Below are 11,961 nucleotides of genomic sequence, written 5' to 3' on the forward strand. Positions count from 1 at the left end.
CATTGGACCTCACGACACTGCACAACGCCATGCGCCGCTTCCCCCTCGTCGGCCGCCCGCGCCCGGCCTGTCCCTCACTCCAGGAGAGGGTGCGGGAGGTAGCGGGAATCGCCGAGACCGCGTGGCACCAGGGCGACAACGGTCTGCACGAGGCGGCCCACGCCCTGAACAAGGCCGCCCTGGTCGCCAGCGATTGCGGCCTGAGCGACCTTGCCCATGAGCTCTGCTGGCAGCACATCAACGTCTACCGGCAGGCAGGCGAACCCCTCACCGTGCTGCAAGCCCGGTACATGCTCGAACCAGTACTCAACCTCGCACGGCTGCAAATCCGCGCGGAGAACGGCGACAAGGCCCTGCGGCTCCTCGCTGCCGTCTACCAGGCGGCGACCACATGCACCGACCTCGTCGTTGAGGGGCAGCCCCTCCCCACAGCCGCCCTGGAAGGGACGCGACACGAGCGTCACAAGCTCCGCGAGTGGGCGTGGCTCCAATACCTGGCGGAAGGAATCCGCGTGCTGGCCATGGCCGGGCGTTGGGACGAGGCGGTCACACATGCCAAGGCCCACAACGGCATCGGGGTCCATCTGATGGAGGGACGGCAAGCCGAGATCATCGCGCACTGCCTGCACAGTGCACCCAGAGCTGCCCGGCACGTCCTGGAGGAGTGCAACCTGACCGAGCCCTGGGAACGACAGGTCGCAACCTGCCTGAACGTGATGTCCGCAGGCAGCACGCTCAACCGGGACGGCCAGGCGATGGTGGAGCGTTTCCTCGGCAGCGAGCCGATGCCGGGTTACGCGGTCTACCGCGCCCGCTACGGGCTGACCGTGGCCACCCTGGCCAGCGCCTTCGACCCGCATACCGCAGACCACGTCCTGGCCCAGGTGGCGACCGAGGCACTCACATCGGGAGACGGGTACGCCGCTCGCGACGTTCTGCGCCACCACCCCATGACGCAGCTGGCCAGTGCCCACCGTCGTGGACTCACCAAGTTGGTTACCTCGGCCGGCCTCGGCAGCGGCAGCCTTGGCGCTCCGCTGCTCGACTCGATCACCGCCTCGGTCAAGCTCGCCCAAGAAGCGCTGGCCGCCGCGGTATCGACGAAGCGGCGCACAGCTTCTTGAGCAGTCCCGCAAGCGCCGGGACAACTTGACCCCTGCCATGAAGTCGAGCGCCCATGGGGCCGTCACGTCCGCGCGGGTGCAGACGTCACCGACAACAGGAGGAACATCGCGAATGATCGAAACCATGCATACGCCCGAACGATGGGAATGGATGCGCTCATCCGACCGGATGGACTGGCGAGGCGTGTTCCCCGGCGAACGCAATCAGGTAAGCCGCGTACGCCGCATGGTCGAGGCACTGTTCGAGGGGACAGGCCGCGAGGGCGACGCCGGACTCATCGTCTCGGAACTCACCACGAACGCCCTGCTGCACACCCGCTCCGGCCGCGCCGGAGGCTGGTTCGGGGTGGAGATGCACCTCCCGGAAAAGGGCCCGGCCTACCTCGGAGTCTGTGACCTCGGAGGAGCAGGCAGGCCGCTGCTCGACCGCCGCCCAGCAAACGGGACGCTGACGGTGGGCGGGTTCGGGCTCGCGATCGTCAGGGACCTCGTCCTCAAACTCTCCCAGATCGGCAGCCCGGCAACGGGACACACGGTGTGGGTCCACCTCGACATCGATGCCAGGAACATCGGGCGAACGGCAGCCGTAGCGAAATAAAGGGGGTCGGCCTGCTGCTACAGAGGTTGAAAGGTTGAGGTTCCTCGGCGTGGTTGCGTGCCTTTCGGCCGGTCGGTGACTATGCCGGTGGGATGCGGTATCCGGATGGTGGTGGCCTGACCCCGGCCGCCCGGGCCAAGCGCGAGCAGGTGCGCATGCGAGCCGGGGAGTTATTCGCTGCCGGTCAGACGCCCGCGCAGGTGGCCAAGCAGTTGAGAGTCTCGCGGAAGTCCGCCTACGTCTGGCATCGGACCTGGCAGCACGGCGGGCTGGAAGCCTTGCGGTCCAAAGGGCCGAGCGGGTCCTCTTGCCGACTGACCGACCAGCAGGTGGCGCTCCTGGAGCACACGCTGGACGTCGGTCCGGCCGCCCATGGCTGGAGCGAGGACCAGCGGTGGACCCTCGCCAGGGTGACCGCACTGATCGAGCAACTGTTCCGGATCTCCTACACCCTGCGCGGCACCTCCTACCTGCTGCACCGGCTCGGCTGGAGCCCGCAGGTGCCGCAGCGCCGCGCCGCCGAGCGCGGTGAGGACGCCGTCGCCACCTGGGTGAAGGAGACCTGGCCGAGCGTGGAAAGACCGCGCGGGACCAGGACGCGTGGATCTGCTTCGAAGACGAGGCAGATCAGTCGCTGAGGCCGCCCCCAAGGCCCGCACCTGGTCCCGCCGGGGACACACCCCGGTCATCACCGTCACCGGCAAGGGTTCCGGCCGCGTCTCGCTGGCCGGGCTGATCTGCCCCAAACCCGGCCGGCGCACCCGGCTGATCTACCGGATGCTGCTGCATCGCGGCCGCCGCGGCGAGCCGAAAGGTTTCCGTGAGGTCGATTACGCTCGCCTGCTGGATGCCGCCCATCAGCAACTGGGCGGACCGATCGTGCTGGTCTGGGACAACCTCACCACGCACCGGGACGCGCTGATGCGCCGCCTGATCGCCTCCCGGCCCTGGCTGACCGTCTTCTACCTGCCCGCATACGCACCCGAGCTCAACCCGACCGAGGGAGTGTGGGCGCACCTCAAACGTAGCCTGGGCAACCTCGCCCCGGCGACTCTTGATCAGCTGGCCGCGCTGATCCGCAGCCGGCTCAAGCGGATGCAGTACCGGCCAGCTCTGCTGGAGGCCTTCATCGCACACACCGCCCTGACCCTCACCAGCGAAGCGGCGCCATGAACCCTGACCTTTCAACCTCTGTAGTCTAAGCGGTCACATCCCTGTGCTGGCGGAGGGCGTCGGCAACGACTTCGAGCAGTCGCATGGACACTTGCCGGTCGTGCACGCACCATTGGAACCAACGAACGAGGGCCGGCCCAGTGTCAGCGAGAAGCTCGACGTGCGCGAGCAGTTGTCTGGGACTGTCCATAACATTCATGTCCTGGTGCTCGTACGTGAGCAGCCAGGGCAGCCCCTCGTGCTCAGCCATCGGGCTTCCAGAGAAATACCCTTGTTGAGGCACCATGGCAATGCAAGAAGCCGCAGAGTCATCGTTCTCCGGTGAGGGTTCTGGTTGCATTTGAGCGGTTCGTCTCCAGCCTGAGGATTCTCATGCCTTGAGCTCTCGGGCTAGCCGGGTGATTCTATCCCGATGGTCCGAGCCCGCGCCGAGAAGGTCGCCACCGCTACTGATGCGGTTGCGTCGATTGCGGCTAGAATTTTGACGAGAATCTTGCATAGCATTTAAGTTCTGTGCGAGTGCTTCCTTGGGTGTCTCCATATAAAGTTGCATCGACATGTGAATCAACTGAAAGGAATAAGGGAGGATCGATTGAGTACAGAAGCCGCTCGAAATCACGAGAAATATTCCCCGAGGGAATTTCTCGAAAAGCTGAACGATGGCCAGTTTGATCCACCGCTTCCCTTGGTTATGTTGGGCGTTGCCGATCGACGGGAAGGCGATGATCGTCATATAAGGTTCGGCCATCGCTGTGCTGACTGGGTACTCATTCCGATTAGTATCATCGAGATCGTAGAGCCTATTGGCTGGTCTGCCTGCGACACCCATACCCACCCCCTGGTGCGACTGCAGCTCAAAGAACCCCAAAGTGAGGAGGCCAAGGGCTTCGCAAAGCTGGCTGCATCATGGACGCCCGTCCGTGGCCGACATGGCGATTCACCTTCTCGCCCGCCATCCATCCTCAGAGAGAGCACACCGGGTGGTGAGCCCGGAGACGAGCAGTACACCTGGACCGCATGCTGCTATAGCGGATGCGGATTCCTAGGATCGTTTTACACCTCCATAGCTGCTAATGGAATGGCGGATCAGCATTATCAGTCGACCAGTACTCCGGAGCACGGTGGCCACCGTACTGGTGTCAGACAAAATATTTTTGGAGAACCGGGCGGAGCTTGGTGGTGCTGAGGGACGATGGAGCCGCTGATCAGCTGGGCCGGTACTGCACCCTTTTTCGGTCGCGTCTTTGTCAGCCAAGCGAGTTTCGCTGAGGTCTTCTTGGCCAGTGGGGCCAGGGATCGTTTCAGATGGGCCAGACCGCCTCGATCGGCTTGAGCTCGGGAGCGTAGGCGGGAAGCTGGACGATGCGTAACCAGTCGGCGTTCTCAGCGGCGAAGTTCGCGAGCTGGCCGGCCAGGTGCACGTTCAAGTTGTCCCAGCACCACACCAGCGGCGCGCCCAGATGGTGGTGGGTGGCCACGATCAGGTCCCGGTAGTCCTTCCAGGAGAAGGTCCTGGGCTCGCCCTTGCGGCCGTGGTAGACGTGCAGGCGGTAGAACAGGTGCGGCCGTTCACCGTCCCGGAAGGCCAGGACGCCGGCCATGTTGACCCGGCCCGAGCCTCTGCCACGGACCGTCACCACCGGCCGGACGCCGACCGGCGCCCAGGTACGTCCTTTCGGCGGCCTCAGCACCTGCCCGGCTTCGTCTTCGAAGCAGAGGTAGGCGCCCAGGTCCGCCGCGGTTCTTTTACCGCGGGCCACACCTCGGCCTTCCACAACGCGATGGCCTCCTCGTCCCGCTCGATCGCGCGCCGAGCCGGGACCTGCACCGACCAGCCGTGGCGATGCAGCAGCTTGCCCACGCCCTCGATGGTGTAGCCGATGTGGAACAGCCGCCCGATCAGTGTCTTGACCCGGCCCAGCGTCCAGCACTGATCCTCGGCATATCCCCAGGCCAGCGGGCCCCGCCGTAACTCGGCATCCAGCCGCGCCCACTGAGCGGCCGACAGCTTCTCCCTCGACACCGGCCCCTTGGACAGCAGCGCCGGCCTGCCGCCCTCCCGCCAGGCCTTGCGCCAGCGGGTCACCGACCGCTCGTGCACCCGTAACCGCGCCGCGACCGTCCTGGTCGACTCTCCTGCCTCGAACCACTCGGCCGCCTGCAGCCGTACACGCTCCCGCCGCTCCTGCTCCGCGGGCGTGTACCCACCCCTTTGCCCGTACCGCATGCTCCGGTCGTACCGCATCGAACGCGATCCGTCACGGGGCTAGGACTCTACGCTTTCAACCGGTGTAGCCGAGGCACGCAGCCGGGCTTGGTGGCAATCAACCCGGCGATCATCACCGTGCCCGACCCGCTGCCCGACACCGTGACCACCGGCGTCACCCCCCGCCGCCCCCCACTGCGGCCCTTCGGGGGCCTCAGGCCTTGACCGGCCTCGTCCTGGAAACAGAGCCAGGCGTCCAGGTCCGCCGCGACCCTTTTCCCTCCGGCCAGACGTCATTGCGCCAGGCGGCGATCGCTGCTTCATCGCGCTCGACCGCCCGCCGGGCCGGCACCTGCCAGCTCCACCCCAGCCGATGCAGCAGATAGTCCAGCCCGCTTAGGGTGTAGCGAACCCCGAACAGTTCCCAGACCAGCTCGGCAATTCGGGCCAGGGTCCAGCACTGATCCTCATCCCAGCCGTACGCGGCCGGCCCTTCGTCCAACGCCGCCTGCAGCGTCTCCAACTGCGCCTGGCTCAGTTTGCACTTCTCGCCACCCGGCCCCTTGGACAGCAGCGCCTCCCGGCCGCCGGCCTCAAAGGCGCGGCGCCAGCGGCTGGCCGACATTCGGCTGATGCGAAACCCGACCGCCACCTGTGCATCCGTGGCACCCTCGGCGAAGCGGTCCGCCGCCCGCATCCGCACGTGCTCCCGGCGGGCCCGCTCCTGAGCGGTCAACCCACCACCATCGGGATACCTCACCTCTCCGGCATAGACCCGCTACGAGCACTCGTCACGAAACCGGCGAGACACACCTACGTGGCGTAACCCCCACATTCAAAACTCTCTATCAGGCCGGCCCTTCCGTGCGTATAGGTTCATACGCCGGGAGAAGAACGCGAGCACTATGGTTGGAAGGCCGTCTTCACGAAGCTGAACCTCGACGCGGAGACTGCGTGCGACGATTCCGCGTCGATGTGCTACTGACCTTTCGCCCGCGCGAGCGGCGACCAGATACTGTGATTGGGCTCAACTCGACGGACAAGCGACGCATAACTGTATCAGGAGTCGTTAATCTTTGCAGTCCGGGAGAGGCTCGTATCAGCTCTTCCAGACTTCGGCCACATCGAGCGGATAGTTGTGACAATACGTATTATAGCATTGATGGTCTTATGCTCGGTCCTGCTTGTCGCGTGCACCACCGCTCGCGACAACGATGAGCATCAGCGCCGAAGCTACACCTATACGGAAATCAATCGTTTCGGCTACGTGATGGCAAACGCTTTTCGTGCCAGCCACCCCGAGTACACAGTGACCTCAGGGGAGTCTCTATGGGGACGTCGTCCAGAGGAGATGGCCATCGAGTTGAGCGTCGCGCCGAACTTGGAGCCCGCGTCGGAAGCCGGTCGCACAGCCACTCTCGCCATACGCCAGGACGAAACTTCGGGCCGCATCTACTACTCGGCCTCCGAAGACCGCATGGCTGCGCCGGAGGGAGATCTCCTCAAGTCACTTGCTCCGCGATCCCGGGAAGCAGTTGAACTTCGCACTGCATTCGAAGCCCTCGGCCAAGGCGGCACGGATGAACCTGTCGACAAGAGTACCGTGGATGAGCAGTTGAAACAGGCAGGCCGAACCAAGGCTATAACTGTCGTTGTCGAACTCAAGAAACCTTTGACCGTGGCCGATGTCCGGCGTAAAGGATACCTGTCGCTCAACAAGGTCATCTTCGCACCCGTAAAAGGCGAACCTCCCGTGTACTGGGACGGCTTCACCGCCTTCTGCGGAAACTGCTATGGCGACAGCGACCGGATTACCATCGATTTCCGCTCGTGGGTATCCACCTTAAGTCCGTCGGACGAGGTTGCTCTAGGTCGATTCGGTCTCCGTCTCGAACGGCTCAGGAAAGCCGCTCGCGCCGGGAAGATAGCTGGCTATCTCGCAAAGGAAGCGAACCCCGCCCTTCGTCGCCGGCTGCTCAAGAAGGACTATGTCAGGACCTTGCATATCATTCGTATCGACGAATACTGCGCGGACTACGAGCTCGGCAAGTGTGTGCCGGGTCGTTGGCCCGAAGAGAACAGGCTGGAGGGCGAACGGCTGCCGGGCTGACACCGCTGCAACAACCTCGACATGACTACCCGCAGGCCCGGCACTTCGTCACGCCGGTCGATGACGGCACATTAGCGTCGGTGCTCTCACCCCACGTTGAGCACATTCGGCCTCTCAGTATCGATCGTGATCAGATGCGCGTAGAGGAAGGCGCTGATGGCCTCGTACGCCTTGAGCTCGTTGGCACGGTTGGTGAAGCCGTGGTCTCGTCGGGGTAGATGTCGTAGCGGACCTCGACACCACGCTCACGCAGCCGGGCGACGATCTGGTCGGATTCGGCTTGGGGGACGCGGGGGTCGTGGGCGCCCTGGATGACGAACAAGGGAGCGGTGATGCCGTCCGCGTGGGTGACGGGGCTGCGTGCCAGGAGGTGTTCGGCGCAGGTGTCTGGGTCGCCGAGGACGGTTGCGACGAAGGTCTTCCAGGTGGGGGGTGAGGCCTTGGCGAGGGTGACGAGGTTGCTGGGGCCGCAGATGGAGACGCCCGCGACCCATGAGTAGGGCAGGCGCGCGAGGCAGGACAGGGCGGCGAATCCGCCGTACGACGCTCCCATGACGGCGAGGCGGCTGGTGTCGGCCCAGTCAAGGGTTTGCAGGTAGCGGATGCCGTGGTCCAGGTCGTCGAGGTCGATGCCGCCCCAGTCGCGGTAGATGAGTTTCTGGTGGGTGGTGCCGTAGCCGGTTGAGCCGGCGGCGTTCGGCGCCAGGATGGCGATCCCCTGATGGAGAAGGTGCTGGTAGAGGCCCGAGCGGGCGTAGATGGGACGTTCCTGGGCCTCCGGGCCGCCGTGCACGGACAGCAGGACCGGGTGGGGGCCTGGGCCGTCCGGACGGTAGAGGAGGGCATGGACGTCGCGGCCGCTGCTCGCCGGATAAGTGATGAGCTCGGGGACGATGGAGTTGATGACGCGCAGGGCGGCAGGACGGGTGTCGGTGAGGTAGCGGAAATTGTGGTTGGCGAGGTCCAGGAACGCGAGTTCCGCCGGCCGCGCCGCCGAGTCGATCAGGAGGACGGCGAAGGAGGCGTCCGGTGCCAGGGACAGTGCCGAGATGACGCCAGGGGGGATGTCGGGGAGCAGGAGCGGGGAGCCGTTGTGTTCGGCGTGCAGGCGGGAGCGGCCGCCCTCGTTGACAGACCAGATGCGTACGCCCGCCGCGACGTCCAGGGTTTCGACGTCCCAGGACGGGGCGGCGAGTCGTCATGTCCTGCGAATCGAGACCCATGTTGTCTCCCCGTTGACGTACCGGATCGGTTGGTCCAGGTCTCGACCAGCGGGTGGGAGAGACTCGAAGCGCCAAAGGCGGAAATGTGGACGCCGTACAGCGCCGCAGTCGTTCCCATAGGCCCGTTGACCTGGGCCGATGGCTCCGACCCTGGAGTCGTGCCCAAAGAGACGTCATGGTGGCCATGTCGCGTCTCACTTGCGGATATGCGTCTCCAGCGGGGAAAACGTCAAGCCTTGGTTAAGTCGTCCGAGGATTGAAAGGGCGATCGAAATAGTCGATGTGGGCCTAGATTGTGTTGCATGGGACCGCGAACCGAGAGCATCGCGCCCTGGATCGAGACCCTGCGTAGGTCCCGGCCGGTGTTCCACTCCGAGGCGGACTTCCAGCATGCGCTGGCGTGGACCGCTCACCTCTCCGATCCGTCCCTGCGCGTGCGGCTGGAGACCAGGCCGGAGCCTGGCGCGCGACTGGACCTGCTGCTGTCGAGGCCGGACCTCGATGAGCACCTGGTGATCGAACTGAAGTACCTCACGGCTGCGTGGACCGGTGAAGTGGGAGACGAGCGCTTCGAACTGCTCAACCAGGGCGCACAGGACATCCGCGCCTACGACGTGGTGAAGGACATTCAGCGCGTTGAGCGGTTCGTCAACCGGCAGCCGGGGTGGAGCGGCGCTGTGTTAGTCCTCTCCAACGATCCCAGTTACTGGTCCCGCCCTGGGCACGGTCGCCTTACGAACGCGGATGCCTTCCGCCTCTACGAGCATCAGGAGATCACGGGCAGACGAGCATGGGGTCCCCACACCGGCATGGGCACGATGAAGGGACGCGAGGCGGCCATCGAGGTGAGGGGTAGCTACTCGTGCCGGTGGTCTGACTACTCCTCTCTTCCCGGCCGTCGGGGTGTGTTCCGGTTACTTACCTTCAGCATCACGTGATCATCATGCTTCACAGCAGGGAAGCGGGCGCCCTAAAACTCGGGTGAGCGCTGGGCAGAAAGATCCGGTATCGCGATGGGCTGGCTCGGTTTGTGATCCAGGCCGAGCGCGCGAGCATGGGGCAGCTCGGGAATCGGGTCAAGCCGCAGAGGATGGATTGCTGTCTGGTATGCCTCTCGATGGCCGGGTCCGATGAGCCAGGTCACTTGCGGTGAGACCGTCCATAGGCGCCAGGCGAGCTGGCGGGCTTCGTCGCCCCGCTTCTTGGTTTCCTCGCCGGGTGGTTCTTTGGCGAATCGTTGTTGTACGCGATCACGTAACACGGCCAGTGCCAGGGTGGAGCGCTTCGCCTCTCCTGCGATGATCACCCTCGACTCGTCGTCGACGATGGCCAGGTCGAGTTGAAGCGCCTTGGTGGGCAGCTCGAACAGGACCCGTGCCGGCGGATACCCGTACTTCGTGATCGACTCGACGTACGCCGCGAGCTGAGGCAGGTACTCGGCGTTGTACCAACCACCTGCTCTCGATCTTGACAGCAGCCCCCAGCGACCGTCAGCGGTTGGTCGGTCACAGGTGTTGAAGCGTGCACCACGTTCAAGCGTGATAAGCCCTGCATCGACTCCGGCGAAGAACAATTCGACGTCGCCCGGATCGATCACGTTGGGGCTCGGTAGCAGTTGCCCGGACTCCATCCGGTCGGGGTTGTCGGCGAACAAGTCGGCGGATCCTCGCCGTAGCAGCTCCATGAAATCGTCTACAGCAGCCATGCCGTCTCCTGAGAGTGCAGTTAGCGAGCGTATGCCTGTTATGTCACAGTGTGATCGTAGGGATTTGTAGCGTTGCCGCCGGTGGGCGGGTCTCGTCGTGCTGTGATGGGTGAGTGACTGAGCGCAAGCCGTACCCAAGCGACTTATCCGATGCGCAGTGGGCGTTGATCGGTGCGACACGAAGCCGCGCATTTCGAGTGAACTCGCAGATTGGAGGCCGGTCATAGACCGGATGCGTAGTTCCTGACCAGTGTTCGAGGTCAGTCCCCGCCCTGGCGTGCGTTCACAGGTCCCGCTTGTGAGGGTGCGAAGCCCAGGGAAGAAGCTCAAGGGCCCCCGCTCCGTCCGGGGGAGCAACCGGGTGAGGGGAAGGCCGGACGGGCGAACGCAAGTGAACCCCCGATGATGCCTCGTCAGCCCAAACCTTTGGGTGGCGGAATGAGGACCAGGGTGCAAGGGCCTGGCCGCTGGAAGAGGCGGCAAGCGGCGGCCGGGGACGATCAACCGGCCGTGGGAACACCGCTGGCCCCGGGGTGTAGGGGGCGCCCACCCCGGCCGTGTCTCGTGTGCGCGGAACGTGGAAACCCCGTCGGGGTCCGGGCCTTGTCGGCTCGGTAGGCCGATCGCAAGAGGGGCGGAATTCCTCGGCGGGGCAGGAAGCCCAAAAAGCAGATGCCGGCGGCCGAAAGGCAGCGGGACCCGGGACATGTGTTGCCTCTCCAGGCGGCTGTCCCGGGGAACCGGCCGGATGCCGGTCCTGGCGGCCGGGTCCCGAAAAGGGAGCTGACGTGGGCTGGTGAGCCTTTGACGATTGAGGCCCGGGGCCTCCCGAACCGAGGGGCAAGTTGGACACCGCGGTGAACGGACCCGAGGACGTTGCCGAATGGGACGACATCGTATGGCGTCACCACGAGGACAACGTAGTGAGGCTGAGGCGGAGGATCTTCAAGGCGACGCGGGAAGAGGACTGGGCCCTGGTCCGGTCCTTGCAGAAGCTGATGCTGAGATCATGGTCGAACACGCTGATCAGCGTGCGGCAGGTGACTCAGCGCAACGCTGGACGCCGGACGGCCGGGATCGACGGGGAGACCGCCTTGTCGCCCGAGGCCAGGATGGACGTGGCTTTACGTGTGCACCATACGCGCTCGTCCTGGAATCCACTGCCGGTCCGACGCGTGCATATTCCAAAGGCCAATGGAAAACAACGGCCGCTCGGTATCCCCGTGATTATGGACCGATGCCAACAGGCGCGCGTCCGTAACGCACTGGAACCCGAGTGGGAAGCGCGCTTTGAGCCGAAATCCTATGGGTTCCGGCCAGGCCGCAGCTGTGCGGATGCCATCGGCGCTCTTTATTCCACGCTGAAAGGCCCCCGGGTCAGGAGGCTGTGGATTCTGGATGCCGACTTGTCCGCCGCATTCGACAGAATCGACCACGAACAACTGCTCAAAGCGATCGGAGTGTTCCCGGCTAGGGAAATGATCCGGAAATGGCTGAAAGCGGGAGTGGTCGAGGGCGGTCTGCTCGCACCAACCGAAGAGGGATCACCTCAAGGCGGTGTAATCAGCCCGCTGTTGATGAACGTTGTGCTCCACGGCCTAGAGGAAGCTGCCGGAGTCCGCTATCTCGCATCCGGACGTACTTCCGGAGATACGAAGCGAGGAACTCCGGTGCTGGTGCGATACGCCGACGACAGTGCGCCACGAACGCTGATGGAGGTTGTGATGTAGAAGATCGCAAACTTCGGATGCGGTGCTGTACTGGCGATGGAGGCTGGGCCCTCCGGGACCGCCCTGCAGGGGGAGGTCCCAAACCACCGCGA

Annotated in this window: 12 protein-coding genes and 2 pseudogenes; 8 read left to right on the forward strand and 6 right to left on the reverse strand. The window is 64.7% G+C overall.

The annotated features are described in order from the left end of the window. The first annotated feature begins 2 nt into the window (after positions 1-2). The 5 genes and pseudogenes from ABGA98_RS44645 to ABGA98_RS44665 all read left to right on the forward strand — a co-directional run bounded on the left by ABGA98_RS44645 (position 3) and on the right by ABGA98_RS44665 (position 2,895). The gene (locus ABGA98_RS44645) at positions 3-1,124 is read left to right on the forward strand and encodes a hypothetical protein (RefSeq protein ID WP_347624561.1); all 1,122 of its coding nucleotides are present in this window, start codon (positions 3-5) and stop codon (positions 1,122-1,124) included. Between the two features lie 151 nt (positions 1,125-1,275). Beyond that, positions 1,276-1,722 (forward strand): ATP-binding protein, encoded by a 447-nt coding sequence (locus ABGA98_RS44650; protein WP_347624562.1) that lies wholly within the window; start codon positions 1,276-1,278, stop codon positions 1,720-1,722. 92 nt (positions 1,723-1,814) lie between these two features. Continuing rightward, positions 1,815-2,039, forward strand: a pseudogene (locus ABGA98_RS44655) (helix-turn-helix domain-containing protein); the annotation flags it as partial. A 78-nt stretch (positions 2,040-2,117) separates the two neighbouring features. Further along, positions 2,118-2,360, forward strand: a pseudogene (locus ABGA98_RS44660) (winged helix-turn-helix domain-containing protein); the annotation flags it as partial. Continuing rightward, positions 2,323-2,895: a transposase gene (locus ABGA98_RS44665; RefSeq protein WP_347624563.1), complete on the forward strand. Its 573-nt coding sequence runs from the start codon at positions 2,323-2,325 to the stop codon at positions 2,893-2,895. The pseudogene ABGA98_RS44660 and the gene ABGA98_RS44665, both read left to right, overlap by 38 nt. Before the next feature lie 370 nt (positions 2,896-3,265). On the opposite strand, the gene ABGA98_RS44670 is transcribed toward ABGA98_RS44665, so the two are convergent. The 4 genes from ABGA98_RS44670 to ABGA98_RS44685 form a co-directional block, all read right to left on the reverse strand. Then, positions 3,266-3,724 carry a hypothetical protein gene (locus ABGA98_RS44670; RefSeq protein WP_347624564.1) on the reverse strand — a complete coding sequence of 153 codons (459 nt, stop codon included), beginning with the start codon at positions 3,722-3,724 and terminating at the stop codon, positions 3,266-3,268. Between the two features lie 472 nt (positions 3,725-4,196). Next, positions 4,197-4,670: a transposase gene (locus ABGA98_RS44675; RefSeq protein WP_347624565.1), complete on the reverse strand. Its 474-nt coding sequence runs from the start codon at positions 4,668-4,670 to the stop codon at positions 4,197-4,199. Continuing rightward, positions 4,580-5,122 (reverse strand): winged helix-turn-helix domain-containing protein, encoded by a 543-nt coding sequence (locus ABGA98_RS44680; RefSeq protein WP_347624566.1) that lies wholly within the window; start codon positions 5,120-5,122, stop codon positions 4,580-4,582. The genes ABGA98_RS44675 and ABGA98_RS44680 overlap by 91 nt, the downstream gene beginning before the upstream one ends. Before the next feature lie 193 nt (positions 5,123-5,315). Then, positions 5,316-5,837: a winged helix-turn-helix domain-containing protein gene (locus tag ABGA98_RS44685; RefSeq protein ID WP_347624567.1), complete on the reverse strand. Its 522-nt coding sequence runs from the start codon at positions 5,835-5,837 to the stop codon at positions 5,316-5,318. Between the two features lie 615 nt (positions 5,838-6,452). Between ABGA98_RS44685 and ABGA98_RS44690 the strand changes: the two genes are divergently transcribed. After that, on the forward strand, positions 6,453-7,211 hold the full coding sequence (locus tag ABGA98_RS44690) for a hypothetical protein (protein ID WP_347624568.1): 759 nt from the start codon (positions 6,453-6,455) through the stop codon (positions 7,209-7,211). Between the two features lie 130 nt (positions 7,212-7,341). On the opposite strand, the gene ABGA98_RS44695 is transcribed toward ABGA98_RS44690, so the two are convergent. Next, positions 7,342-8,004 carry a prolyl oligopeptidase family serine peptidase gene (locus tag ABGA98_RS44695; RefSeq protein WP_347624569.1) on the reverse strand — a complete coding sequence of 221 codons (663 nt, stop codon included), beginning with the start codon at positions 8,002-8,004 and terminating at the stop codon, positions 7,342-7,344. A gap of 732 nt (positions 8,005-8,736) precedes the next feature. Here ABGA98_RS44695 and ABGA98_RS44700 point away from each other — a divergent pair. Further along, positions 8,737-9,372 carry a hypothetical protein gene (locus tag ABGA98_RS44700; protein WP_347624570.1) on the forward strand — a complete coding sequence of 212 codons (636 nt, stop codon included), beginning with the start codon at positions 8,737-8,739 and terminating at the stop codon, positions 9,370-9,372. Between the two features lie 32 nt (positions 9,373-9,404). On the opposite strand, the gene ABGA98_RS44705 is transcribed toward ABGA98_RS44700, so the two are convergent. Then, on the reverse strand, positions 9,405-10,139 hold the full coding sequence (locus ABGA98_RS44705) for a hypothetical protein (RefSeq protein WP_347624571.1): 735 nt from the start codon (positions 10,137-10,139) through the stop codon (positions 9,405-9,407). Between the two features lie 857 nt (positions 10,140-10,996). On the opposite strand from ABGA98_RS44705, the gene ABGA98_RS44710 reads away from it, so the two are divergent. Next, entirely contained in the window at positions 10,997-11,869 is an 873-nt protein-coding gene (locus ABGA98_RS44710; RefSeq protein ID WP_347624572.1) for a reverse transcriptase N-terminal domain-containing protein, read from the forward strand. Positions 11,870-11,961: the final 92 nt, after the last annotated feature.

The sequence above is a fragment of the Nonomuraea sp. B1E8 genome (assembly GCF_039871515.1).
GTDB lineage: Bacteria > Actinomycetota > Actinomycetes > Streptosporangiales > Streptosporangiaceae > Nonomuraea.